Here is a 25,889-nt window from a genome sequence, read left to right as displayed (position 1 = left end):
TCGTTTCGGGAATAGAATTTCGCCTCATGACCACAGACACACAGCCGGGCCTTGGCCCTGATCTCATTGCGGCGCTGTTACAGCGCCTGTCGCCGTTTTATGCACCGACACCGCTGCTCGACCTGCCAAGCCTGGCTGCGAGCCTGGATGTGACCCAGGTGCTTGCCAAGAACGAGGGCCACCGTGCCCTGGGCAGCTTCAAGTCCCTCGGCGGCACCTATGCCGGTCTGTGCGCTCTCGCTCGCGCTACCGGGATGGATATCGATGAACTGCTCGATCCAGAGCGGGCCCAGACGCCGCTGCCGGCGCTAATCACGGCCAGCGCCGGCAATCACGGACTTGCCGTCGCCGCGGCGGCGAAGTTTGCCGGCGGGAGGGCAAGGATATACCTCCATACGGGCGTCCCTGCGGGCCGGGTGCGGCGTATCGAGTCCCAAGGCGCCGAAATCGTGTGGGTCGACGGCACCTATGACGATGCCGTCGATCGGGCCTCTGCGGCAGCCCGCGCCGGGGAAGGCATTCTGGTGGCCGATACCTCGAGCGACCCGGATGATCCAGCGGTCGCTGATGTCATCGCTGGCTATGCCGTGATTGCCGCGGAAATCCGTCGCCAAGTCGAGGAGATTGGCCATCTGAGGCCAACCCACCTTTTCGTGCAGGCCGGTGTCGGTGGACTTGCCGCCGCCCTGACGACTGGGCTGAAGGACTGGCTGATGCCTCCGGCCATGATCGTCGTGGTAGAACCAGAGGCCGCAGCCTGCGTCGCGGCCGCGCTGTCGCAAGCACGCTCAGTTCGGATATCCGGCGATCTCAAGACGTCGGCAGACATGCTCGCCTGTGGCGAAGCAGCGGCATCGGCGCTCGACGTACTGCGCCAAGGCAACGCTCGGGTCATAACCGTGTCCGAAGCGGCGCTTGCCGACGCGAAGAGCCGGCTTCGTGAGGCAAACGGTCCAGACACAACCCCGTCGGGTGCCGCAGGCCTCGCCGGCCTCGCCACCGCCGTCGCGGCTTACGGCCTGTCGCAGGAGCTTGCGCTCGACGAATCGAGCCGGGCGCTGATCATCGTGACCGAGGCCGAACTGGAGAAGGACGCAGGACGATGGCACCGGACCCGGGATCATTGAACGGAAGAGCGGCTGGGCCACGTACTGCTCGATATGTCCGCATTCCAGACCCAACGCAGAATGGGTCCATGAAACTCATCTACCAGACCCACTCTCCCTACGCGCGTAAGGTTCTGGTCTTTGCCCACGAGACTGGGCTTGCCGGACGTCTGCGCGTCATTCATCAGGAGACGAGCCCCATCAATCGCAACGATGATGTGTTTGCGATCAATCCGCTTGGCAAGGTGCCCGTTCTCGTTGTCGACGACGGCTATGCTCTCTTCGATTCGGCCGTAATCTGCGACTATCTCGACAACCTTGAAAGCAGTCGTCGGCTCATCCCCGAAACAGGGCGGGCCAAATGGTCCGCCCTGCGCCTCCAGGCGCTTGCCGGCGGCATGTGCGACGCAGGCATTTCCATCCGCTGGGAAAACGAGCGCCGCCCTGAACATCTGCGTTATCCCGCCTTGGGTGCAGGCATGACGATGAAGCTTATCGAATCCTATGACTTCGTGGAAAGCGAGGTCGAATTCGACGCGCCGCTCCATGTCGGCCACATCGCGCTCGCCACTTGTCTAAGCTGGCTGGAATTCCGCGGACTGCCCGACTTCCTGCAGGGAAGGCCACGACTGGCACAATGGTATAGCTCCTTCGTGGAACGCCCTTCAATGCGTGCCACGCCCTACGGCGGCGACACGCGAGATTGATATCGATCGCCAGGCTTTCGAGTTCCAGCATGTGTCCCTCATCAGCCAGGCATTCTCGCGGCCATTTGCTGGTCGGCCTCGATAATAGAGCGCGAAACCGGTAATCTTGCCCGGGCTCGCGACCACGGCCGGCAGCTTCTGACGCAGGATTGCGCCGAAGTCGTTCGGGATTTCCTGTGCTGAAACCGGAGCAAAGCCGCCAGCCGAGAGCATCAAAATTCCTGCGACCAAGCCAATGCACAGTCGCTTCCTGGAAATGTAAGAAATGATTGGTTCTCCTGCCCGACCGCCCTGGCGCTGCCGCGCGACTTGTCCCAGGCGCAAGAACTGACATTCACGCCGATTGTTTCACCGGTTCGAAAAAATGTTGATGGCGGGCGGAACTGCGAGGATGTGGCGTTGCGGAGCCATTGAAATTTGGTCGAAACTCTCCAAAATTTTCAGCTGGTGGAAATCGCGAGAGCCACCACAGACGACGTCAACAGAGGAGACTATTCAAAGCGGAGGACTATCGATGGAAGGAGCCATTTCGACGAGTTTTCCCCCAATCGGGCCAGAGGGCCCTGATGTTTTTCTTGACCGGTTGCTCCATCCGGCACGGCATTTCGAGCGACCTGAGAACGTGCTGACCGACGTGACGCTGGACTTCCAGGAGAAGCGTGCAATCCTTTCGTCATGGGCATCGGATGCCTGTGCAGTGGAATCGGTGCCGGCGCTGCGCATGCCGCCGGGAGCAACCGAACCAGTCAGCTTCGATGCCATCATGGACGCGTTGCGCCAATTGGATCAATTGGAGAAGCTTCCCGGCGCCGGTCGCGGTCGTGAAATCGAAGGTATCGCGGTCACCGGTTTTACAGCATCCGTCGATCGACTTTGAGTTGAACGCGGCCACTCTCTGCATCCGAGGCATCCGCCCGCCGGCGAGGAACACGCCGGCGGGCGAGGACTGGCGCGTTCTCTCCGCGTCCATTCATGTAGGGTTCCATAGGTCCGGCTCTCGCCTGAGTGTTGGATCCTTGCGATGCGGAAAAGCGGCCGCATGCCGGCGCAGATGTTGTCTGGAACTGCCTGGCGTTGCTGCAGAGCAGCAACCGCCACCGGTCGCAGGCGCTTGCCTGCGAGTGCAATGCGGCCGTCAGCCATCATTTCAACGACGTTTTGAAGGGGCTATCCGGCGGAGGAAAACGGCATGCCGGGCATGCCGCACAGGAAAGGACAATGACTGACCCACTATCGTCGCCGGCCGGTCTGGGGCCTCCCACTTTTTTGCGCCGTACCTGGCCTGCACCGATGCCGCGCGGGCTTGGCGACCTATATCCGGTTCCCTGTGGAGGCCGCCATGGACATGAGCAACAGAAAGACGCGGTTCAATATCTGGTACTGGGTCGCGGCGTTCGTGGGCGTGATGGTCGTCCAGTATATCTATGCCACGACGCAGCACGTCGCCGAGATACCGTACAGCCAGTTCGAGACCTTGCTGAACGCCGGCAAAATCGCCGAGGTGCAGGTTTCGGACCGCTTCATCCAGGGCCGCTTCAAGGAGCCGCAAGACGGCAGGCCGCTATTCATCACCACACGCGTCGAGCCGAACCTCGCCCGTGACCTGCAGGAGCACGGTGTCACTGTGACCGGCCAGGTCGAAAGCACCTTCCTGAGCGACCTGCTTTCCTGGGTTGTGCCGGTGCTCGTCTTCTTTGGCCTGTGGATGCTGCTTCTAAGACGCATGGACGGCGGCGTCGGAGGTTTGATGCAAATTGGCAGGAGCAAGGCCAGGGTCTATGTCGAAGCCAATACCGGCGTGACGTTCGACGATGTGGCGGGGGTCGATGAAGCCAAGGCCGAGCTGCAGGAGATTGTGGATTTTCTCAAGAACCCGGGCGAATACGGCCGCCTCGGAGGCCGCATGCCCAAAGGCGTGCTGCTGGTCGGACCGCCGGGCACGGGCAAGACTCTGCTCGCCAAGGCCGTCGCCGGCGAAGCCAAGGTCCCGTTCTTCTCGATCTCCGGTTCGGAGTTCGTCGAGATGTTCGTGGGGGTCGGGGCCGCGCGCGTGCGCGATCTTTTCGAGCAGGCGCGGTCCAAGGCTCCCGCAATCATATTCATCGACGAGCTCGACGCTCTTGGCCGCGCCCGCGGGACCATGGTCGGCGGCCACGACGAAAAGGAGCAGACGCTCAACCAGCTTCTGGTCGAACTCGACGGTTTCGATCCACAGATCGGCGTCGTGCTGCTGGCCGCGACGAACCGTCCTGAGATCCTTGATCCGGCACTTCTGCGCGCCGGCCGTTTCGACCGCCAGGTATTGGTCGACCGGCCCGACAAGCAGGGTCGCATCAAGATCCTGCAGGTTCACATGAGCAAGGCCAAGCTGGCGACGGATGTCGACGCGGAAAAAGTGGCGGCGCTGACGCCCGGTTTCACCGGTGCTGACCTGGCCAATCTCGTGAACGAGGCGACGTTGCTCGCCACGCGCCGCAAGGCGGATGCGGTAATGATGGGAGATTTCAACGATGCGGTGGAGCGCATCGTCGCGGGACTGGAGAAACGCAACCGGCTCCTGAACCCGAAGGAGCGCGAGATCGTCGCCTACCATGAAATGGGTCATGCGCTGGTAGCCATGGCGCTGCCTGGCGTCGACCCGGTGCACAAGGTGTCGATCATACCACGCGGCGTCGGCGCGCTCGGCTACACTATCCAGCGTCCGACCGAGGATCGCTTCCTGATGACACGCGAGGAGCTGGACAACAAGATGGCAGTGCTGCTCGGCGGCAGGGCGGCCGAATGGATCGTATTCGGCCATCTGTCCACCGGAGCCGCCGATGATCTCGCCAAGATAACCGACATAGCGCGTGCCATGGTGACGCGTTACGGCATGTCGGCAAAACTCGGGCACGTGGCGCTGGAAAAGGACCCACGCTCCTTCCTGAGCCCCAACCCGCTCGCCGGCGGACCGCGCGAGCACGATTACGGCGAAGCCGCCGCCGATGCCATCGACGCAGAAGTGCGCGACATTGTGGAGGCCGCGTTCGAACGAAGCGTCAGCCTGCTCACCTCCCGGCGCGACGTGCTGGAAAGGGCGGCACGCAGGCTGCTCGAGACCGAGACGCTCGATGAGACTGAACTTGCGGCGCTGGTCGGAGACGTCTCGACGGCGGATCGTGCTGCGCAGGATAGTTCGCATAAGAAGAAGGCTGTGCTGCAGCCTGCCAGGACCGCGGCTGCAATCCCCACGCGCGGATCGGGGAAATTTCGGACGCAATAATGATGTTTCGGACTGCTCCCGCCGGCATAAATCGCTCGTGGAAAGCCGTGCCGCACGCTATGACGGTGACACGCAAGATCGACATCTAGGCTTTCGAAATCCAGTATGTGTCGGTCACCAACCAAGCGTTCTCGATGCCATTTTTCGGTCGCCCTCGGTGATATTGCGCGAGACGGGTGACCTTGCCTCGCGCAGCCTTGAGGGCGACCATCAAGGCCTTTTCTTCGTCACTGCGCCTGGCTCCGCTGCAGGGTAAAATCCGCATGGCACAAGTGATCGTACGGGAAACGTATCGCCAGCCCTTTCCAGAAGCATCATGAAACCTCGTCGGTCTTCACCCGTGAACGGCAATGCCATCCGGCCAGCGTCGGACAAATTTGAAAGCCACCGTTCCGGCACGTGCGTCACTCCGGCAAAGGCGATCACGACATCGAGGTCTGGCAGATCAATTGCCTGCGTTGCATCACCGCACGTCACTTCGACGTGCGCATAATGAGCAAGATTGCCTTGCGCGCGACGAGCTAGTTCTTCGTCGATCTCATATGCAATCACGCGTCCTTCAGAACCCGTCAGTTCAGCGAGGATCGCGGTGAAATAGCCGACACCGGCGCCCACCTGAAGGACGGTCTGGCCGGGAGTGATGTTCAGATGGTCGAAAACCAATGCCCAAAGCGACGGCAAGCCGCTGTTCAGTCCGCGTTTTTCGTCAAGCAAGACCAGAACGTCGTGGTAGATCTCATGAAGCGCGGCTGAAGGGCTGGTATGGACCGCCCCGATTTGCAGTCTCGAATGGATACGCCATGGCCCGTCGCCAAGGTAGTGTTCGCGCGGAACCCTTGCAAAGGCCTCGATGACCGCAGGATTGTGCAAGACAGGTGATGCGACACGCAGGTCTTCGGCAAACCACCGGCGCGCTACACTAGCATCGATTTCTGCTGGCATAGAGTATCGGCTCCCGGATTGCGCGTACTCCATCATGCTCTCAGAAAACCGAGTGACGGCAAAGGGCGCCTATCCTCGTATGGACGGGGCGACGCGCGCTGTCCGTTTGCGACCGAGCGCGGTCTCGCCGAGCGCCTTCCGCGAGACCGTAAACCGTGGCGATATGGAAGAACACTCTGCCCGACGATCATATCGTCCGGCTGGCGAGCAGCCTTGTGAGCCAATCCGGATCCATTTCCGGCACGGAGGACAGAAGCCGTTCGGTATAGGGGGCATGCGGCGGCGTGAGAATTTCGCTCTTTAATCCCTGCTCAACGACTTTACCCTGGTGCATGACCACAATTTCGTCGGCGATCGCCCGCACGGTGGCAATGTCATGGGTGATGAAAATGTAGGTCATGCCGAGCTCGCGCTGAAGCCGGATCAAGAGCTTCAGGATTTCCTCTTGCACAATCTGGTCGAGCGCGGACGTGATTTCGTCGCAGATTATCAGCTCCGGATCGGCGGCCAACGCCCGGGCGATGCAAACGCGCTGCTTCTGGCCTCCCGACAGTTCGGCCGGCAGACGATCCAGGTAAGTTTCGCTCATCTCGACCATGTGCATGAGTTCGCCGATCCGCCGATCCCGTTGTGCACCCTTGAGGCCAAGGTAGAATTCAAGCGGACGAGCTATGACTTCTTCGACCGTCTGGCGCGGATTTAGGGCGTTGTCGGGCATTTGATAAATCATCTGTATGCGTCGCAGGATCTCTTTTGGGCGCAACTTCACGGTCTTGGAAAGGGCCTGGCCGGCAAAGGAAATCGACCCCGAAAGCGGGGGCAGCAGGCCGGTAACGACGCGAGCGAGCGTCGATTTGCCGGAACCGGACTCGCCGACCACAGCCACTGTTCTTCCGCGTGGAACTTTGATGGAGACATCCTGGAGCACCTTAACCGCCCGGCCGTAGGCCGCGGTGACGTTGTCTATCGTAAGCAAATATTCATCGGCCGGAACTTCGGGCTTGGCGAGCTTGCGCACGGCCCAGAGCGTCTTGGTATATTCCTGGGTGGGCGAGGCGAGCATCTGGCGCGTTTCTGCCTCCTCCACGGTTAGTCCATGGCGCAAAACCATGATGCGGTCCGCCATTTGCGCCACCACCGCCAGATCATGCGTCACATAGATTGCAGCGGTGTTGAACTCCTCCACGATGTTGCGAATGGAGGCGAGAACTTCGACCTGCGTTGTCACATCGAGCGCCGTCGTTGGCTCGTCGAAGACGATGAGGTCCGGACGGCAAGCCATCGCCATCGCGGTCATCGCCCGTTGCAATTGTCCGCCGGAAACCTGGTGAGGATAGCGAAAGCCAATGGTCTCCGGATCTGGAAGCTGAAGACGCCGATAAAGATCGACCGCACTCCGGTTCGCTTTCTCTCGGCTGGCAATCCCATGCGCCACCACGGTTTCGACAGTCTGATCGAGGAGTCGGTGGGCCGGATTGAAAGAGGCCGCCGCGCTTTGCGCGACATAGGCGATACGGGAGCCTCTGAGGCGACGCCGCCCTGTTTCGCTTAGTGCCAGAAGATTGATCCCGTCGAACAGGATCGAGCCCTGTGTAATACGGCAGCCCGGCTTGGCGTAACCCATCGCCGCGAGGCCAATGGTGGATTTGCCGGCGCCTGACTCGCCGATCAGGCCAAGAACGTCCCCCCGCTTCAGCGCCAGATCGACCCCGCGGACAATGGGATACCACCGCTCGTCCGAGAAACCCTCCACATGCAGATTGCGGATCTGAAGCAGATCCTTGCCTTTTTCGCGCAATCCGGGAGCGCTATTTTTCATCCCGCAACCCGCTTGTTGCATGCAGGAACCAGTCCACGACGAAATTCACAGAGACCGTGAGGAGGGCAATCGCGCCGGCCGGCAGCAGCGGCGTGACATCGCCGTAGGTGATCAGGGTCGCATTCTCGCGCACCATCGATCCCCAATCGGCGGTCGGTGGCTGAATACCGACCCCCAGGAAGGACAGTGCCGCGATCGTGAGGAATACGAAGCAAAATCGCAAGCCGAACTCCGCGACCAGCGGCGGCATCACGTTGGGAAGGATTTCCTTCGCGATGATCCATTTCGGGCCTTCGCCGCGCAATCGCGCCACTTCGACATAGTCCATTACCGCCACGTTAAGCCCGACGGCGCGTGCGAGCCGAAAGACACGGGTAGAATCGAGCAGCGCAATGATGACTATCAGGCTTGTGATCGACGAGCCGAAGATCGAAAGCAGCACCAGGGCGAAGATAAGGCTTGGGATCGACATCAAGACGTCCACCGCACGCGACAGTATCTGGTCGAGCCATCCTCTATACAACGCGGCAAGAAGGCCTAGCGAGACGCCGACTGCGAAGGACAGCAATGTAGTCGCGACGGCTATACCGATGGTGTTGCGCGCACCGTAAATCAAGCGTGTGAGCATATCGCGGCCGAGTTGGTCGGTACCCAATTTGAACTGCTGGTTCCACGGTGCGAAGGCCTCGCTGAAGACCTGTGTTTCGCCGTATGGGGCGATCCAGTGCGTGAAGACCGCAACGACGACATAGCCAATGATCACGAGGATGCCGAACCAGGCACTGAAGGGTGCCTTCTTCAGCGCCGTTTTGGCCCGGGTGGCGCGCGAGCGCCTCAGCCTGTGAACCTGCGCGATGGGTTCGTAGCTGGTCATCGTGGATGCAAGAGCCTGGGATTGGTGGCGATGGAAATGATGTCAGCGGTCAGATTAAGGAGGATATAGGTTGCCGCGAAAATCAAGGCGCAAGCTTGGACAACCGGAACATCCCTTGATTTGACCGCGTCGACCATCAGCTGACCGATGCCGGGATAGACGAACACCACTTCGACGACGACCACTCCGACCACGAGATAAGCAAGATTGAAGGCCACCACCGTGACGATCGGAGCCCATGCGTTGGGCAAGGCATGCCTGAGTACGATGGCCATCGGCGAGACTCCCTTGAGACGCGCCATGTCGATATAGGGGCTTGCAAGCATGTTGATGATCGCCGCTCGTGTCATGCGCATCATGTGTGCGACGATGACGAGCGTAAGCGTGGTCGCCGGCAAGGCTACTCTCCAGACCTGATCCCAGAACGGCGTCTGGTCGTTCACGTTCGACAATGTCGGGAACTTGGGAACTGCGTTAAGTATCCAGTTCACTGACACTGCAAGCCAATGCGGCAGGGATTGTGCGAACTCGGAGCCGATGAATGTGTCGCGCGAGATGACCAGGTAGGCAAGCATATAGGCGACGAAGAACTCCGGGAACGAAATGGTTGTCAGCGTCACTGCGTTCACCAGCCGGTCGAACCAGCCATTGCGGTGGAGCGCAGCGAGGATGCCCAGTCCCAGGGCGAGCGGAACTGCGATCAGCGCGGTCATCGATGCGAGGAACATCGTATTGTAAAGGCGCGGCGCGATGATCTCGGCGACGGTGCGCCGATATCCGGTGCGGCTCGCGAACGAAGAGCCGAAATCCCCGTGGAGCATCTGCCCGACCCAGACGAAATAACGCTCGACAGGCGGACGGTCGATGCCAATTTCTCGCTGGAAGGCGGCGACCGTTTCGGGTGTCGCGGATTGTCCGAGCATCGCCTTGGCGAAGTCGCCCGGCAGCATTGCAATCGCAGAGAAGATAATGATGGAGACGATGAACAGCGTGACCAGGCCGAGGCCAAGGCGCTGCAGAACCGTTCTTGCGACCGGGTTCATTTGCTCGCGTTTCCCGTTGCCGTCGCTGCCCTGCCGGCAGGGCACGCGGCTGCAAGCCGAAGCCCAGTAGCCATCGCGGGTCCGGCCCGCTCTCTCACGCAGTGGCGATCCACCAGCGTTCGGCCATCTTCAGTCCGTCGTTCTCCCAGTTCGGCGCCACTTCGCCATGTGCGAGCTTATTGGATTTGGCGCTGACGAAGTTGTTGAAGACCAGCACGATGCTGCCGCCATCATCATGCGTCAGTTGCTGCATCTCGGCATACATTGCCGCCCGCTTGGCCTCATCCGTCTCGGCGCGCGCCTGGACAAGCAACTCGTTGAAGCGGGGATTTTTCCAGAACGACTCGTTCCAGCTGGAATCGGCGGCGAAGGCTTGCGTGAACATCCAGTCGGCCGTCGCGCGACCGCTCCAATAGGAAGCGCACCAAGGTTTCTTGAGCCAGACATTGTCCCAATAGGCGTCCTCGGCCTCGCGCACGACGTTTACGTCGATACCGCACTGGGCTGCCGTCTCGCGGATCAGCGCAGCCGCGTCCACCGCGCCTGCAAAAGCGGCATCGGCGACCGAGAGGTCCACCTTCAGTTTCTCCATTCCAGCCTTTTTCAGATAATGCTTGGCTTTCTCCGGATCGAAACTGTGCTGCGGCTGCGGATTGGTGGCGAATTTAATCGCCGGCGCGATCGGGTTGTCATTGGCCACAGTGGCGTGACCGAGAAAGATCTTGTCGACGATCTCCTGACGGTTGATCGCCCACTTTAAGGCCATCCGGACATCCGCATTGTCGAACGGCGCCATCGTGACATTCATCGGCAACGTATAATGGCCATAGCCGGTGACCTCGACGATCTCCACCTTGGGGTTGCGTTTCAACATGCCGAGGGTCTTGAGGTCGGCGCGGCCGATATAGTCTACCTCCCCTGTCGATAGCGCGGCCATGCGAGCGGCGAGATCGGTGATGGCGATGAACTCCACCTCGTCGAGATAGGGTTTGCCGTTCTTGAAGTAGTTCGGATTGCGCTTGAGTTTGGCCGAAACGCCGGGCTGGAAATTCTCAAGCACGAAAGCGCCGGTGCGAACGCCCGATCCCCAATCCGCCTTGCCGTCCTTGGCCGGCATGATGACCAGATGGTAGTCACTCATGATGTAGGGGAAGTCGGCGTTGCCGCTTTTCAGCGTGAAGACAACCGTTTCGGGGCCATCCGCCTTAATGCTGGCGACGGGCTCAAGCAGCGGCTTCGCCGCCGACTTAGTTTCGTCGCCCATATGATAGCGAAGCGAAGTCACGACATCGTCCGCCGTCACATTCTTGCCGTTGTGGAAGGTTGCGCCCTTGCGAAGCTTGAAGACCCAGGTTTTGGCGCCATCGGACGATTCAAAGCTCTCGGCAAGGTCCGGTTGGACGTTGCCTTTGGCGTCGACCTCGGTGAGGCTGTTGGACATCGAGCCTGAGAACGCTGTCTGTGTGAAGGTGTCCGGGTAGCCGGCCGGATCGATCGAATCCGTCGTCGCGCCATGTGCCATTCCGAGCTTGGCGAAGCCGCCCTGCAGCGGTTCGGCGCGGGCCGTGCTGACGAAGAGCTTATCCGCAGCGGTGACCGTCAGCCCAGCGGCCAGCCCAAGATTAATGAAATCGCGACGGGAAATCTTGCCGCGACCGATCAGGCTTTGAGCGATAGCAAGCTTGTATCCAGATTCTGACATTTGACTCTCCCATTGCGGATTTTCCGCGTTCTTGTTCGTCACGCACCCTGTGAAGAAATCTGCCCGTTAGCCGCGATCATCATTTCTGCTACTCTTCGAATCCGTACCTCAATCAGGCCGTCACATAGATGCTGCCCGCCTCGACCGTTACTGGAAATGTGCGCGCACGAACGGACGGATCGACCAGGGCCGCGCCTGATTTGATGTCAAATTCCCAGCCATGCCAGGCGCAGCGCACGATCTCGTTTTGGCGGTGATAGATGAACTGCGCCTCTTCGACCGGTGCAGTTGTTCCACATTGCGGCCCCTCGCAAAGGGGAGCGCCGCGGTGCGGACAAACATTCAGCAGCGCGTGGAATGAATCTCCGATGCGAAAAACGCCGACCGAAAGGCTGCGGATCTTGGCGATGAAGGGAGATCCGGTTTCGATCTCGTCGACTCTACAGATGTATGTCTTCTCGGGCATCGTCTGCTTCCTCAGGCAGCATTCGCCGCTTGCGCGCGCGGGATGCGCTTGTAAACCTCCAGCGCATTCAGCCCCATGATCTTGCTCTTCCAGGCAGGAGGGATTTGCAGCGTGTTGGCATCGTCATAGTCCCAATGGGGATAGTCGGAGGCAAACATCAGCGTATTTTCGCCGTCCATCGCCTCGAGAGTGGACCAGAGATGCTGAATATTTGCGGGCTGCTCCAGCGGCTGCGTGGAAAAGCGGATATTTCGCCGGCAATATTCGGACGGCAGCATTTTCAGCCATGGCGTCTCTTTGCGTAGGGCTTTGTAGTCGGCGTCCAGGCGCCACAATACCGATGGCACCCAGGCGACGCCGCATTCGATGACCACGAAGTAGAGGTCCGGCCATTTTTCGAAGACGCCATGCGCAATCATGCTTGCGACATGCGAAATGGCCGACATGTGCAGGATGGCATGGGTCTCCCAGAAGAATGTCGTCGGGGCCGGAGCAATCGCGGTCGAATTCACGCCACCATGGCCGCCCAGATGAATGGCAAAGGGCAGCCCCACCTCGGCGCAAGCCTCATAAATTGGATGGTAAAACGGATCGCCATAGGGCTTGACGGAGCCTTGCGAAGCGAGAACCTGAACCATGCGCGGGTGATTGCCCAGACGGCGTATCTCGGCGGCCGCGAGCTTCGGATCCTGTGGCGCGACGATGATCGAGCCCATGAAGCGATCGTCCTTCGGCAGCCATTGGTCGATCTGATAGTCATTGTAGGCGCTGACGAGGGCGCTGGCATAATAGGGATTGGCGAGGGTGGAAGCCTCGATCGGCTCATCGCCGGTCAGGATCGCCACATCGACCTTGTACTTGTCGAGGTGTTTTTCCTTCATGATGAGATAGTTGTCGGCTTCTGTTTTCGGACGGACGTCCTTGCGTGAGAAGTCCTGCGGATGAAACCAGGGACGATGGCCATGCGGGAAGGCGCCAACGGGACCTGTCTTCTCGCCTTCAACGAACATGTCCTTCCATAGGCCGGAAAGGTAAGGCTCCAATACAGTCGCGCTCGACCAGTAATTGTGACAATCGCAGTCGACTATGAACACGTTGCTCAGCTCCGTAGCTTCAGCCTGGACGATCTGCCGGCCGATTTCACCGCGTGCAGCTTCCGCCTTGAGTATTGTTTGATCAAGCTTATGATCCTGCGCAATATGATCGACTTTTTCGATCGGAGGTCATGTGCAGCTAGATCACATCGAGACCTTTCTCGACATCATCGAGTCGCGAAATTTCAATCGTACCGCCGACCGGCTGGGGTTGACCCAGTCGACGATCAGCACCCGCATCAAGAATCTGGAGAGCGCGATCGGGTCCGAGCTCTTTCTGCGCGGGCGCGCCGGCGCTGAGCCGACAGCCGCCGGGCGGCGGTTCGAAGCCTATGCCAGATCCTTGCTGTCGACGTGGTCGCAAGCTCGACACGATGTGCGAGCGTTCAACCGTTTCGAGGGCACGTTGCGCATCGCCGCACAGGTGGGGATGACCCGTTCGGTCCTGCCGGGATGGGTCGAGACACTGTGCCAGGCGCTTCCAAAATCCTCGATCCATGTCGAGTCGGACTATTCGAACCAGATGGTCAGCGACCTAAGCATGGGAAATCTCGATATTGCCGTGCTTTATGCGCCTCGCTACCTGCCTGAGATCGCCTACGAGCATCTGATGGTCGAGGAATATGTGATGGTTTCGACGGCTGCCAGAACGCTGTCTGATGTCGACCCTGAAACCTACATTCGCCCAGGCTACACCGCGGTGCTGGAAAAGACGCACGCAGAGCTGCTGGCCGAGCTTGCGATCTGTCGGCTTTCGACGGGATCGGAAACTCTGGCGGAGATCATGCTGCGACGAACGGGCGGCACCTGCTACATGCGCAGCGACGATGCGCGCCGGTTCACGGCCGAGCTCCCATCGTTCCTCGTCGAGGGAGCGCCGACGCTGCACCAGCCAGTCCACACCGCGATCCTTGCGCGCCGCAAACACGAACCCATTATTCGCAAGGGCATCCGAGCTCTCCAGGTGGCTGTAATGTCCCTGGAAGTGTAATCGAAATTGCCGATCATAACGGCAGGATTGCGCGGCTGTTCAGCGGGGTTTGAAGTGGCATCTTGGCTCCACTTCAAACCCGAGTTGAATGATGAATGCTTACGCGGCCTTTGCAGCCTCCGGCTTCGCCCCAACAAAGCTTCACCGGGAGTGGGCACAGACCACGCCGCAGCTTGTGCTCTGCCGACGCGTGATCGACGAGACGCACGATGTGAAAACATTCGTTCTCACACCCGCTTCAGATCGGATGTTCTGCTTCAGCGCTGGCCAATATGTTGTGGTGCACCTGAGGATCGAGGGGGCCGCGGTGACACGCTCCTACTCTGTTTCATCACCGCCGACGCGACCGCTCGACCTGCAGATCACCGTGAAACGGACGCCGGGCGGGCTCGTTTCGAATTGGCTCCATGACAATTTGAAGCCGGGCGATGGGATCGAGATCGAAGGGCCGCTCGGCTCGTTCAATCTCGACGATCTGCCGCATGCAAAGTCCCTCTTCCTTTCAGGTGGCAGCGGGATAACTCCCGTCATGTCAATGCTGCGGGCATTTACCGACCGCGCAGCAAACCAGGATATCCACTTCATTCATAGTGCGAGAACGCCGGACGACATCATTTTTCGGCTCGAACTGGACGCACTTGCCGCTCGCTTTCCCAATGTTCATGTGACTTGCATTTGCAGTCATGGAGACCCGGCCTGGACGGGTCCAACCGGGCGAATTAACAGTGAGATGCTCCTGACCTTGGTTCCCGATCTCCATAGCCGCACGATTTTTGCCTGTGGGCCGGAGTCCTACATGAAGGCTGCACGCAGCTGCCTCGATGCAATCGGGCTCGCCCCTTCACAGTATCATGAGGAGAGCTTCGGGGGCGGCAACATTTCGCGTTCGCTATCGGATTCAAAGGTTTCGTCTTCGGTCCGCTTCGCCCGCTCCGGCCTTGCATATCACTGCGCGCCCGGAGAGACCCTGCTGGAAGCGGCGCGCCAATGTGGCGTCCATGTCCCAACCGCTTGCCAGCAGGGAGTTTGCGGTACGTGCCGGATCGCCAAGCTGTCTGGCGAAGTCGTCATGGATGACCTAGGCGGACTGACGTTGGAGGACAAATCGGCAGGCTACATCCTGGCGTGCTGCAGCCGCCCACAAGGCGACATTTTGCTTGATCTATAATTGTACCCATCGCGGAACGAAATCGGGCAGCCTTTGCGTTCAACGACCAAGCCATACTACTGCGACCGCAAGTGATTAGGTTTCGGAACCCGGATGGGCTCGCCCGATTTCTGGCGCAGCTCACGCTGGGCATCGCAAGCGACAAAAGTCCTACCCAGCAATACGCTTGAGCTATCATTCAGCCGTTGCATGGGACCGACCTCGACACAAAGAGGCGCGGCAATTCGGCTCCAGCTACACCGTCGCGGCCGGATCAGGGGCGTTGCGGTTGAGATGAACCGCAATCGAATTACGGTTCACCAGGCGAGCCGCGAGGACACGGTGTTCAAACGGTGCGGTGTCGCCAGCCAGCCTCTTCAAGAGAAGCTCGGCTGCCGTCGCCCCGATCAGATGCGCCGGCTGCGCGATGGCTGTGATACCTTGGGCCACGAACTGCATCCAGTCGAGATCGTCGAAGCAAAGCAGCGAAACCTCTCCCGGAATCGCAAGCTTCAGTGCGGATGTCGCCTCCAGAACGCCTGTCGACATCACACCGTCGGCGGTAAACAGGGCGGACGGCGCATTGCGCATTGTCAGCAGATCGAGTGCCTCCTTTCGGGCTGCCTCGCTGGAATAGACCGCCACGCGGCGGATCAACTGTGGATCCGGCGAAATGCCCGCAGCGCGATGGGCTTCGAGATAACCCAACAACCGTTGCCAGCTTGGATGATGGTAGCGAACGTCGGAGCTGGAGAGATCAGCGTTTGTCACAAAGGAACCAACATCATCGCGTTGGTCCGGCCCGAGTTCCGCCAATATTCCGATGCGGCTGTGTCCGGCGGCGATGACCGCCGCTATGCTGCTACGCGTTACAGAAACGTTATCGACCACGACCGAATCGGTTTCCATGCCCGCCACGATGCGGTCGAACTGCACGACGGGACAGCCGGCCGCGACTGCGTCACGAAGATGATCCGGCTTGTCCAAGAAGGTCGATGAGACGACTAAACCATCGACCTGCTTTTCCAACAGCAGCTGCACCGCCTCTCGCTCGAGTTCGGCATTTTCGTCACTATTCGTAACAATAACCCCAAAGCCGCCACGGCGCGCGACGTCCCCTATTCCGCGCAGCACGCTTGCATAGAATGGGCTTTCGATGTCGCCTACGACAACGCCGATAGTCTGGGTCTTACCGGTGATCAGACCTTTGGCCAGGCGATTGGGCCGATAACCCAGCGCAGATGCCGCGGCGCGCACCTTCTCCTGGACCTCAGGGCTGCTGTACCCGTAGTCACCAAGCACGCGCCCAGCCGTGGCAGAGCTCACTCCAGCCCGGCGAGCGACTTCGATGATAGTTGCGTTTTTGGATCTTTGAGTCACCCAGCAAGTCCCGCCGACCATGCAACGTCGTGGCGACGAACTAGCGGCAGTTAGGCACGCCCCGCAAGGCCGAACACCGCAGAACCCGCCGCTGCGCACACCATTTGAATCACAGCACCTCCGACAGAAAGCGTCGAAGACGCGGGCTCTGCGGATTGTCGAATAGGTCTTCTGGCCGGCCTGCCTCGACGATCCGCCCCTCGTCCATGAACACGACCTGGTTCGCGACCTTGCGAGCGAAATTCATCTCGTGTGTAACGACCACCATCGTCATCCCGCCCCGCCCGAGGTCGGCCATCAAGTTCAGGACACCTTTGACCAATTCTGGATCGAGGGCGCTGGTGACTTCGTCGAACAGCATAATTTCGGGTTCGAGCGCGAGCGCACGCGCGATGGCCACCCGCTGCTGTTGCCCGCCCGAGAGATTGGCCGGCCGATGGTCCTTGCGCTCCAGCAGTCCGACTTCATTTAGCCTGGCCAAGGCCGCGTCATTAGCCTCCTCGCGCGACATGCGTTTAACTTTGCGCAGCGCCAAGGTGATGTTGGCGAGCGCGCTACGGTCGGGGAACAGATTGAACTGCTGGAAAACCATGCCCACACGCCGCCGGAGTTGGTCAGGGGTCTGCTTGTAGATGCTTTCGCCGTCGAGCAGAATGTCACCGGCTCGGCATTCTACGAGACGGTTGAGGCAGCGCAGCAAGGTCGACTTGCCCGATCCGGACGGACCGATGAGGCAGGTGACGGTCCCGGGCTCCACTTTCAGACCGACGTCATGCAGCACCTGGACGGCGCCGTAGGCCATGTCGATATTTTTGACCTCGATGCCGCCACCCTTGAAGCGTGTGGGCGCTGCTGCAGGCAACGTCGCTGCTCCCGGCACGACGGCTTCGGCAAGCTCGGCGACCTCTTGGAGGCCACTCTGCACGGCGGTTATTCGTTTGCCGACGCGCATGCGCGCGTCGATGTAGTTGACGAGATGGGTCAGCGGCACCGTGATCACGAGATAGAACACTCCGGCCAGCAATAGCGGCGACAAGTTGCCGGTCAGCACAGCCTGGTCCTGGCCGACGCGGAACAGTTCGCGTTCGGAGGCGAGCAGACCAAGGAAATAGACCAGGCTGGAGTCTTTGACATTGCCGATGAACTGGTTGACCAGTGCAGGCAGGACGCGACGGATGCCTTGCGGGATCACCACCAGGCGCATGCCTTGGCCATACGTCATACCGAGAGTGCGCGTGGCGTCGATCTGACCCCGCTCGACGCTCTGAATGCCGGCGCGGAAAATCTCCCCGATGTAGGCTCCGGCGATCAGGCTGAGCGCCAGAATGCCCAGCGGATAAGGCGATGGACCGAACAGATCTCGGCCCAACCGCGCGAAGCCTTGGCCAATGATCAGGATTGTGACAATGGCAGGAAGCCCACGGAAGATATCGGTATAGACTCGGGCAAGGAGTTTCAGCGGCCGGTTCTCTGAAATCCCCATGACTGCGAGGACGATACCGATCAGCGTTCCGAAAAACGTCGAGGCAAGGGCCAGGATCAAAGTGTTCTTGAGGCCGACCATCACCATGTTTGGCAGAACTTCTGCCATCGCCTGGAAATCAAGGAAGCTGCGGGCGAAGGTATCGAACCAGCTCATATCAAGTCCATCTATAACTCGGCCGGGCACCGTTGCTGACGGGCCCGGCCGGAAACGAAAATGAATACGCGCGAATTCACTTCTTGGGCAGATATTGATCCGGCATCGGAGTGCCCGGGAACCATTTCTCATGCAGCCGTTTCCAGGTGCCATCGTCCATGGCCTCGCGCAGCGCCTTGTTGAGCGCCTCGCGGAAGGCATCGTTGCCTTTCTTGACCACGAACCCGGCCGGCGCATCGAAGGACGGCACGTTCATTGTTATCTTCAGGTTCTTGTAGCGCTCCACATACTGCTTGGCGGACTCATAGTCAGTGAAATGGCCATCAATCGTCCCGTTATTCAGCGCCGCCACCGCAGTGTTGTTGTCGGGAAATTTGACAATGTCGCCCTTGAGGTTCTTCTCGGCATAGATTTCCTGCAGCGTTCCCTGGATCACGCCGATGCGCTTTCCGGCGGTGCTCTCATTGCTCGTCAGTGCCGGATCCGCCGAAATGATCGACAGGTAGCCGGCGAGATAGCCGTCGCCAAAATCCACCGTCTTCTTGCGCTGCGCCGTTGTGCCGATGGCGGCGACAGCGACATCGAAGCGGCCGTTGGCAACGGAGGGCAGCAGCGCCGAGAATTCCTGGCCGGTGAAAACGACCTGCTCCTCCTTGAACCCGAGCCGGCGCGCCACATCACGGAAGAGTTCGGCGTCGAAGCCGGTGAAGTTGCCGTTGGCATCGGTGAAGACATAGGGTTTCGCATCGCCCATGGTTCCGACGCTGATCACCGTCGGGTCGATGAGGTTATAAGGGTTGTCCGCCGCGTTTGCCTGAGTTGACGAGGCCAACGTGCCAAGTCCTGTCAACAGCGCGATCGTCAGCGCCAGACCGGATTTCAAAAGTAGGCGCCTGCTCGAATTCGTGTGCATGTCTTCTCCTCTTACGATTGGCCGAACTCGGCCTTGCGATCCCACTCGACGTCTCATCTATCAAAACGCTCTTGGACGGCGTTCGGCCAGGAAAGTGAGAACGTTATCATTTTCTCTAGCATTGTCCATTTCTCGCGTCAATTGTTTCGGAGAATTTCGCTGCTAGATGGTTTCCAGTGTTAAGCGTGGGGGATCTTCGGCGTCATCTTTCCTAGGTCGATTGCTGTCGCATGGCCGATTGCCCCGTAGTACCGGCAGGTAGCAGCAGCCGCCTCTGCGGCATGGCCGAGAATGTCTTGAGGCGCCTCTTTCTTAAGCAGGCCGAATAGCGTTCTTGCGATGAAGGTGTCGCCCGCGCCCAGGGTGTCGACGGGTTTGACCAACCGCGCCGGGGTTCGGTAAGAGACGGTGTCGCCGTGAAGCACCGCGCCGGCTCGACCACGAGTCACAAGAACCCACTTTGAACCACGTGCAAGCAATTCGGCCGCGATTGCGGCCAATTCCTTGTCGTCGAGACCGTCACCCGAGACACAAGCCAGATAGCAATAGGGTCCAATCTCGCGTCGGTGTCCCGGGTCCCGTCGCGTGGAAAAATCATAAGACAACAGTGACTTACTTGATACAGCGGCAACCCACGGGTCCAAACCGCTGGACTGGCCGATGTGGACGGCCTGAAAGCCCGAGAGAAAATCCAGATCTTCTTGCGTCGGCGTAAACACCGAAACTCCGAGATCGAAGTCCAGGAAAATCCGATCGGCGTTGCGGTGACCTATGAGGCAGTAAGCGGTCGGTCCCTCGAGACGCCGTAATCGGGTGATGTCCACGCGCTCCGACGCCAGTGCAGTGCAGATAAGGTCCCCTGCCCGGTCTTTGCCGATCGCTCCGACATAGGCCGATCGCCCGCCGAAGCGGCTGACATAAACCGAGACATTGAGGCAATTTCCACCAGGATACATCTCGTCGCGAGCAAGATAACAATCGACCACGTTATCGCCTATCGCGGCAATCTTGACCATTGCAGGACTTTCAGTTTAAAGGGTGTGATAACGTTCGCACAATGGCCGCCCACCTGTCAATTGTGGGCCCGCCCCTAGCTCTGCCAACGAGACGAGGAAGCTCATGATTTCCGCCCTGCCCTCCGACGTGGAACGCGCCCTGACCGCTACGGCGGGCACGCAGTTTTCGCACCTATTCCTCGTGGCGTGCGGCGGTTCGCTCTCGATCATGATGGCAGGCAAATACTTCGTCGACCGTCACAGCGGCACATTCGCCTGCGACATCTACAACGCGGATGAGTTCGTCTGCCGAGACCCGCGACGGTTGGGACCTGACGCGCTCGTTGTCCTTTGCTCGCAGACCGGCACCACCCGCGAAACTGTGCGAGCGGCCAATCATGCAAAGGATCGAGGCGCAACGACAATCGGCATGACGCTCGACCAGATATCGCCCCTCGCGCTGACGGTCGACCACGCAGTCGCCTACCAGGCCTCCTACACGACGGGCAAAGCAATCGATTCAGCCTGCAGCAACTACGGCGTGCTCTATATGTTGCTCGCCGGCCTGATCGATGCTCGGGAGGATGCCGGGCTAACTGCCGATCTGCTGACGAGCCTGAGCCATCTTCAGCCGGCGATCGAGCGTGCGCACCGGACCTATGCCGACCGGTTTCAGGCCTTCGCCCCCCGTTTCGCGCCGCGCAATGCGATCTACACACTGGCCAGCGGTGCCAGCTATGGTGCGGCCTATTCGTACGCCATCTGCGTGTTGATGGAGATGCAGTGGTACGATTCGCAGGCCATACACGCCAACGAGTTCTTTCACGGCCCATTTGAGGTGGTCGACCGGGATACTTGCTTCGTGGTCTTGCTGGGTTTGGACGAAACGCGGAGCCTTCCCGAACGCGCCCGAGACTTCCTTTTCAAGTACGGCAGCCGGGAAAACGTCCTGGTGCTCGATGGAGCGGAACTCGACCTCAGCGGTATGTCCGAACACATCAAACCCTATCTCGTGCCCTTGGTCTTCTTCGACACGCTTTGGCGTTTTGCCTACGAGCTGGCCGCCCTGCGCGGCCGTCCAATGCTTGAGGGCCGGCGCTACATGAAGAAGCTCACCGACTATTAGTTCCGCCGCGCTCTGCAGCCATCCAACAACTCCCAGCCCGGCTTCTGCGAAGAAGGATTTCTCTATGACTGCATCACCAAAGCCGCGCCATGTCGTTGTTATCGGCGCGGGCATCTTCGGCATCTCTTCCGCGTTGCACCTTGCTCGTCTTGGCCTTGATGTAACGCTTGTCAACGACGGCGCGCCAGCCAACGGTGCATCCGGCCGTTCACTTTCCTGGCTGAACTCAGCGCGACGTGCGGACACTGCCTACCACCGCTTGAGGCTTGCAGGCATCGACCGTTATCGGACCCTGGCCGCCACAAGGCCGGAAACGGGATCGTGGCTTCGCTTTGACGGCGGCCTCACCTGGGATGCGGATGACGAGACGAACCAGATCGCGTCCGTCTGCCAGTTGGAGCAGGATATTGGTTATGACGCGCTTCTGCTCGGCCCTGCCGAAGTCGGTGCAGTGGTGCCCGGCGTCAACGCGAGCGCAATTACCCCCCAGGGCGCCATCTTCAATCCTGGCGAAGGATGGGTTGACCTGCCGTCTTTGATCAGTCTGCTGCTCAATGAGTTCCGCTCCCGTGGCGGCAAGTTTGTTCGGGACGCTGGACGCGTCCGGATAGATGCCACAGGTGGTCGCGCGCGTGGCGTCGTCACTGCCGACGGTGTGCCGGTAAAGGCGGATGCAGTGGTCCTTGCGGTCGGGCCAGCGACGCCTATCATGCTCGCAGAGATCGGAGTTCGTGTCCCCGACGCCACGCCAATTTCACTTCTCTTGAAGACCAAGCCGATCAAGACCGAGCTCCGTGCCGTGCTGAATACGCCCCGCGTGGCGGTTCGCCCGACGCCGGATGGCGCACTTGTTTTGGATTCGGCGTGGTCGGAGGAAGAAGTCGTGGTCAACTCTGACGGAACCTACACCGTGCACGACAAGACCGTCAAAGGACTGCTCGAGGAGGCTAGTGCGGTGCTCGAGGGCAATCCGCGGCTCCAACTCGCTGCCTATGCAGTTGGCCCGAAGCCCATCCCCGGCGACGGCGAGCCAGTGCTTGGCTGCGTCGAGACCGTTGCCGGACTTCACGTCGCCTTCAGCCACAGCGGCGCCACGCTTGGATTGATCGTCGGCGAATTGCTTGCCAAAGAAATCGCCTCTGGCAATCCGCATCCCATGCTTGCAACGTTCCGCCCTAATCGTTTCAGCTGAAAGGGCAATTTGGGGCAAGGCCGAACTGTCCAGATGGGTCGCGGGCCTGGGGAAGAGCGGCGTGATCAGGTTGTCGTGCTACGGCAACAGAGACGGCGAGAGATCGGCGCTGCGCGTCCAAGCGCGAACGCTCGAAGAAGAATGCCCCGCAAACTATGGTCAGATAGCCACTCGCGATCCACTGGAGTGCGCTAACCGCGACAAGTTGCGCAAGCTTCCGCCCGCAAAATCAGACACTGCGCATAATCAGAAGCCGTTGCTCCAGAACGATTTCACCTTGTCAAGAGACGGCCCGCCTTGCGGCGTGCGAGGGGTCGGCAATGACTTGACCAAGCCTTGACCAAGGGTCAGGATTGCGCCTATCGTCGCGTGCAAGAGCGATTGTCGAGCAATCCACACTCAGCTCGGCAATGAACACGGCTCACCACGTTGACCCGACGCGCGCAAGGACAGGAAATGACCATCACGGTGAAAGTTGGCGAGGCCAAAACGCATCTCTCGGAACTGCTTTCAAGGGTAGAAGCCGGCGAGGAGGTGATTATTTCGCGCGGCAATGATCCCATCGCTAAACTGTCGCGGATTCAACGCCGCAACGATGTCGAAGCCGTGATCGAAGAGATCAGCGCTGCCCGCGCTCGCGCCAAGCCCGTGACGCAGGACGAAATTCGGGCCTGGCGCGATGAAGGGCGTCGCGCTTGATGGCGATCATCGTCTGATGCCTTTCGTTGTCGACTTTTCCATGGCCGCTGCCTGGATTCTTCCTGATGAAGACAGTGAGGCGGCGGCCGCCCTGATGCGACGATTGCCGGGAGCAACGGCGCCTGTCCCTTCCCTGTTCTGGCACGAGGCGCGTAACGTCGTATTGATGGCCGAGCGGCGTGGCCGCATCGCGGCGGGCGAAGCTGCCACCACCATGGCACGGCTGCGCCGATTGCCGCTGGAGGACGCCGGCGGCGGGTCGGACGGCGCAGTGCTGACATTAGCGGCTTCGCACGGGCTCAGCGCCTATGACGCCGCCTATCTGGCGCTGGCAATCGAAACCGAGTTGCCGCTGGCCACCCTCGATCGGAAGCTCGCACTTGCCGCACGCCGCCAGGGAGTCCAAATTCTCGGGCCGCTCGCGAATGGCAATTGACCTCTTCGCTCGACCACCTGCCTATGTTGTTCGACGTGCAGAAGTCTTTGACGCTCTCGATTCCGTGCTGACTCTGGACCTCCGCGACTTTCTCGCCGAAGAAACCCGAGAAGATCGGAGGTAGACCGCACCGAAGAGTCTCTACCTTGTTGGAATCAGATGCAGTGCAGACTTCCCGCCCTTCACGGCCGCCGCTGACAGCTTGCGGTCAAAGCTGGCAAGTTGGCCGCCGCGCGCCTTGGCGAGCGCGAGAAGGTACGTAGCCGTCACCTGCGCCGAGGTCAGGATTTTGGCTGCATCAATGTCGCCGGAGCCAACCAGGCTCACATCGTCGGGCCAGAAGCTGTGCCCGTGCAGGGTCCGCAACTTGGTAACGATTCGCGCAACAACAGCTGGTGAGCCGGGAGAATTGGGATATCTTTGGTTGCCGACGATGCGCAGGACGCCGTTTTCGGTGACGGGACACGTAGCCCATGCGGAGTTTACCGGTCTCTTCGAACCAGCCATGCGCGTCGTCATGGGCGACGTGGCCAGGATCTATCAGTGCGATCAGCACATTCGAGCAGGAGCGTCACGGCAGTTCGTCTCGCAAGGCATTGACCGTCTCAAGCGTGACAGGAGGTGCATCCGGCCGACGCGACAGTAGAGGAATCCCGTTGCGCTCGCCGCCGGCTTGAGGCCGACGCAGCGAGCGCCGGGCGAGATCGGTGATGACCTCGCCGAGGCTGCGATCCTGCTGCCGGGCGATGGCCTTGGCTGCAACCAGGACATCGTCATCGATCGCCAGTGTGGTTCTCATGTTGCCCTGCTTGGTGCGCATCAAACATCACGCATCATATAAAATAGCGACGTCGGATACTCAACCGGTGCGAATAGCCGGCGGACTTGGCGTGGAACGCGTTTTGTGCCGGAAGGATTGTCGCTTCACGGCTTCAACCTTTGTATGCGACGAGAACTGCGCCCCCTGCTGCAATCAGTGAAACGCCAAGCCAGTTCGGCAGGGACAATTGTTCACGGAGGAAACCCACTCCGAATACCGTGTCAAGCGCGCCGCTTAGCCTGGCGTCACCGAGCAACTCCCCCTCCCATAATGCAGCATCAGGGCTGCGGTCACATATCTTGATTGTGTTTGCTGACATCAGCCAGATCCAGCCACGTCGACAACGGCTTTGATCAGACCGGACTTCTGCTGCGCCCAGATTGCGATGTCGCGTGGGCTGTCTCGCAGGGTAGTGCGATGGGTGACGAGTCGGTCGATTGGTATTTTTCCAGCGCGGATCGAGGCAATGACGTGCTGGAAATCGCTACGCGTCGCGTTGCGACTGCCGATCAGCATCATTTCCCGCTTGTGGAACTCTGGATCTGAGAAGGTTATGTCGTCCGGCACGACGCTGACCATCACCATGACGCCACCATGGGCAACATAGGCAAAGGCAGACTGCATCGAACGGCTGTTCCCCGTGGCGTCGAAGACGACGTCGAAACCTGCTCCCGCAGTTCGCTCCGCTATCGTTTCGACGATCGATCCCTTCGACCCGTCGATCACCAGGAAGCCCAATTGTCTTGCGGCAAAGGCCAGCCGCTCGGCATCGACGTCCATGACGGTCACGTTGAGTTGCGCTATGCGCGCAAAAAGCGCGGTGCCAAGGCCGATCGGCCCGGCGCCGATAACCAAGGTGCGAATGCCCGGCCCCGCCATGGATCTGCGCACCGCGTGAGCACCGATGGCCAGAAACTCGACCGTGGCAGCCTCGACCGGTGACAGGCCGGCCGCTGGTATCAAGTTCTGCGCCGGCACGAGAATCTGCTCGCTCATGGCACCGTCACGGTGCACGCCAAGCACCTCGATCGACATGCAGCAGTTCGGCTTTCCCTGGCGGCAGGCGGCACAATTTCCGCAGGCAAAATAGGGGTTGACGAGGATTTGCTCTCCAACCGACAGGTCCACCGGCGCGTTGATTGCCGCGATTGTTCCCGAAACCTCATGGCCCATGACGCGCGGATAGGCGAGATAAGGATGCCTGCCCTCGAAGATGTGGAAGTCGGTTCCACATATCCCGACATAGACGACATTGATCAGTGCCCAGCCTTCGGGCGGAGTGCCTGGTGCCTGCTGCTCCTCAAACACCAGCCTGCCCGGCTCAGCGCATCGCACGACTTTGATGGTGGGGCCCATGACTATAATTCACCCCCTTGCTAAGCTGGAGTCCGGCAACAGGAAGTGGGGCGGCGGGGGGCAACCCCCGGCCCCGGGGGGGGGACAAGAGAGGGGGGGGAGGTGTGGAGGGGCCCCAGCCGGCGCCGGGGGGAACAATGGGGGCGGACGGGTGCGCCCCCGGGGGGGTGGCGGGGGGTG

At 60.2% G+C, this 25,889-nt stretch carries 23 protein-coding genes and 2 pseudogenes; 10 read left to right on the top strand and 15 right to left on the bottom strand.

What is annotated here, in order from left to right; translation table 11 throughout:
* The first annotated feature begins 26 nt into the window (after positions 1-26).
* The 4 genes from NKH59_RS20680 (at position 27) to ftsH (ending at position 5,075) form a co-directional block, all read left to right on the top strand.
* Positions 27-1,127, top strand: coding sequence for a pyridoxal-phosphate dependent enzyme (locus NKH59_RS20680; RefSeq protein WP_352821528.1), 1,101 nt, complete (start codon positions 27-29; stop codon positions 1,125-1,127).
* A 68-nt stretch (positions 1,128-1,195) separates the two neighbouring features.
* Positions 1,196-1,813 carry a glutathione S-transferase family protein gene (locus NKH59_RS20675; RefSeq protein WP_353022902.1) on the top strand — a complete coding sequence of 206 codons (618 nt, stop codon included), beginning with the start codon at positions 1,196-1,198 and terminating at the stop codon, positions 1,811-1,813.
* A gap of 514 nt (positions 1,814-2,327) precedes the next feature.
* Complete coding sequence (locus tag NKH59_RS20670) at positions 2,328-2,690, top strand: hypothetical protein (protein ID WP_352770511.1); 363 nt, start codon at positions 2,328-2,330, stop codon at positions 2,688-2,690.
* Between the two features lie 462 nt (positions 2,691-3,152).
* Positions 3,153-5,075: an ATP-dependent zinc metalloprotease FtsH gene (gene ftsH, locus NKH59_RS20665; protein WP_352823078.1), complete on the top strand. Its 1,923-nt coding sequence runs from the start codon at positions 3,153-3,155 to the stop codon at positions 5,073-5,075.
* A gap of 210 nt (positions 5,076-5,285) precedes the next feature.
* On the opposite strand, the gene NKH59_RS20660 is transcribed toward ftsH, so the two are convergent.
* The 7 genes from NKH59_RS20660 to NKH59_RS20630 all read right to left on the bottom strand — a co-directional run bounded on the left by NKH59_RS20660 (position 5,286) and on the right by NKH59_RS20630 (position 13,015).
* Positions 5,286-6,017 (bottom strand): protein-L-isoaspartate O-methyltransferase family protein, encoded by a 732-nt coding sequence (locus NKH59_RS20660; RefSeq protein ID WP_353022901.1) that lies wholly within the window; start codon positions 6,015-6,017, stop codon positions 5,286-5,288.
* 187 nt (positions 6,018-6,204) lie between these two features.
* Positions 6,205-7,836 (bottom strand): ABC transporter ATP-binding protein, encoded by a 1,632-nt coding sequence (locus NKH59_RS20655; RefSeq protein WP_352503726.1) that lies wholly within the window; start codon positions 7,834-7,836, stop codon positions 6,205-6,207.
* A complete protein-coding gene (locus NKH59_RS20650) occupies positions 7,826-8,599 on the bottom strand; it encodes an ABC transporter permease (RefSeq protein WP_353022900.1) in 774 nt (257 codons plus the stop codon). The genes NKH59_RS20655 and NKH59_RS20650 overlap by 11 nt, the downstream gene beginning before the upstream one ends.
* Positions 8,600-8,706: 107 nt before the next feature.
* Positions 8,707-9,753, bottom strand: coding sequence for an ABC transporter permease (locus NKH59_RS20645; protein WP_352503724.1), 1,047 nt, complete (start codon positions 9,751-9,753; stop codon positions 8,707-8,709).
* Between the two features lie 94 nt (positions 9,754-9,847).
* Positions 9,848-11,455: an ABC transporter substrate-binding protein gene (locus tag NKH59_RS20640; RefSeq protein WP_352823071.1), complete on the bottom strand. Its 1,608-nt coding sequence runs from the start codon at positions 11,453-11,455 to the stop codon at positions 9,848-9,850.
* A 112-nt stretch (positions 11,456-11,567) separates the two neighbouring features.
* A complete protein-coding gene (locus tag NKH59_RS20635) occupies positions 11,568-11,921 on the bottom strand; it encodes a Rieske (2Fe-2S) protein (RefSeq protein WP_352503722.1) in 354 nt (117 codons plus the stop codon).
* A gap of 11 nt (positions 11,922-11,932) precedes the next feature.
* Entirely contained in the window at positions 11,933-13,015 is a 1,083-nt protein-coding gene (locus tag NKH59_RS20630) for an amidohydrolase family protein (protein WP_352503721.1), read from the bottom strand.
* A 133-nt stretch (positions 13,016-13,148) separates the two neighbouring features.
* On the opposite strand from NKH59_RS20630, the gene NKH59_RS20625 reads away from it, so the two are divergent.
* On the top strand, positions 13,149-14,006 hold the full coding sequence (locus tag NKH59_RS20625) for a LysR family transcriptional regulator (RefSeq protein WP_352503720.1): 858 nt from the start codon (positions 13,149-13,151) through the stop codon (positions 14,004-14,006).
* Between the two features lie 88 nt (positions 14,007-14,094).
* Entirely contained in the window at positions 14,095-15,174 is a 1,080-nt protein-coding gene (locus NKH59_RS20620) for an FAD-binding oxidoreductase (RefSeq protein ID WP_353022898.1), read from the top strand.
* A gap of 234 nt (positions 15,175-15,408) precedes the next feature.
* On the opposite strand, the gene NKH59_RS20615 is transcribed toward NKH59_RS20620, so the two are convergent.
* The 4 genes from NKH59_RS20615 to NKH59_RS20600 form a co-directional block, all read right to left on the bottom strand.
* On the bottom strand, positions 15,409-16,554 hold the full coding sequence (locus NKH59_RS20615) for a LacI family DNA-binding transcriptional regulator (RefSeq protein WP_352921396.1): 1,146 nt from the start codon (positions 16,552-16,554) through the stop codon (positions 15,409-15,411).
* Between the two features lie 88 nt (positions 16,555-16,642).
* The gene (locus tag NKH59_RS20610) at positions 16,643-18,172 is read right to left on the bottom strand and encodes an amino acid ABC transporter permease/ATP-binding protein (RefSeq protein WP_352614958.1); all 1,530 of its coding nucleotides are present in this window, start codon (positions 18,170-18,172) and stop codon (positions 16,643-16,645) included.
* Between the two features lie 76 nt (positions 18,173-18,248).
* Entirely contained in the window at positions 18,249-19,085 is an 837-nt protein-coding gene (locus NKH59_RS20605; RefSeq protein ID WP_352449157.1) for an ABC transporter substrate-binding protein, read from the bottom strand.
* A 179-nt stretch (positions 19,086-19,264) separates the two neighbouring features.
* On the bottom strand, positions 19,265-20,101 hold the full coding sequence (locus tag NKH59_RS20600; RefSeq protein ID WP_352979862.1) for a PfkB family carbohydrate kinase: 837 nt from the start codon (positions 20,099-20,101) through the stop codon (positions 19,265-19,267).
* A 103-nt stretch (positions 20,102-20,204) separates the two neighbouring features.
* Between NKH59_RS20600 and NKH59_RS20595 the strand changes: the two genes are divergently transcribed.
* The 4 genes from NKH59_RS20595 to NKH59_RS20580 all read left to right on the top strand — a co-directional run bounded on the left by NKH59_RS20595 (position 20,205) and on the right by NKH59_RS20580 (position 23,533).
* A complete protein-coding gene (locus tag NKH59_RS20595; RefSeq protein ID WP_353022897.1) occupies positions 20,205-21,206 on the top strand; it encodes an SIS domain-containing protein in 1,002 nt (333 codons plus the stop codon).
* Between the two features lie 64 nt (positions 21,207-21,270).
* Positions 21,271-22,398 (top strand): NAD(P)/FAD-dependent oxidoreductase, encoded by a 1,128-nt coding sequence (locus tag NKH59_RS20590; protein WP_353022896.1) that lies wholly within the window; start codon positions 21,271-21,273, stop codon positions 22,396-22,398.
* A gap of 456 nt (positions 22,399-22,854) precedes the next feature.
* Positions 22,855-23,097: a type II toxin-antitoxin system Phd/YefM family antitoxin gene (locus NKH59_RS20585; protein WP_352467423.1), complete on the top strand. Its 243-nt coding sequence runs from the start codon at positions 22,855-22,857 to the stop codon at positions 23,095-23,097.
* Positions 23,078-23,533 carry a type II toxin-antitoxin system VapC family toxin gene (locus tag NKH59_RS20580; protein ID WP_352474447.1) on the top strand — a complete coding sequence of 152 codons (456 nt, stop codon included), beginning with the start codon at positions 23,078-23,080 and terminating at the stop codon, positions 23,531-23,533. Before NKH59_RS20585 ends, NKH59_RS20580 begins: the two co-directional genes overlap by 20 nt.
* A gap of 141 nt (positions 23,534-23,674) precedes the next feature.
* On the opposite strand, the pseudogene NKH59_RS20575 reads toward NKH59_RS20580, so the two are convergent.
* The 4 genes and pseudogenes from NKH59_RS20575 to NKH59_RS20560 form a co-directional block, all read right to left on the bottom strand.
* Positions 23,675-24,089, bottom strand: a pseudogene (locus NKH59_RS20575) (TA system VapC family ribonuclease toxin).
* Between the two features lie 15 nt (positions 24,090-24,104).
* Positions 24,105-24,332 carry a CopG family transcriptional regulator gene (locus NKH59_RS20570; RefSeq protein ID WP_352851185.1) on the bottom strand — a complete coding sequence of 76 codons (228 nt, stop codon included), beginning with the start codon at positions 24,330-24,332 and terminating at the stop codon, positions 24,105-24,107.
* A 133-nt stretch (positions 24,333-24,465) separates the two neighbouring features.
* Positions 24,466-24,570, bottom strand: a pseudogene (locus NKH59_RS20565) (EamA family transporter); the annotation flags it as partial.
* A 101-nt stretch (positions 24,571-24,671) separates the two neighbouring features.
* Positions 24,672-25,697: a zinc-binding alcohol dehydrogenase family protein gene (locus NKH59_RS20560; RefSeq protein WP_353022927.1), complete on the bottom strand. Its 1,026-nt coding sequence runs from the start codon at positions 25,695-25,697 to the stop codon at positions 24,672-24,674.
* Positions 25,698-25,889: the final 192 nt, after the last annotated feature.

Source organism: Mesorhizobium sp. M0998 (assembly GCF_040318885.1).
Classification (GTDB): domain Bacteria; phylum Pseudomonadota; class Alphaproteobacteria; order Rhizobiales; family Rhizobiaceae; genus Mesorhizobium.
This window is presented reverse-complemented; position numbering and strand designations above follow the sequence as displayed.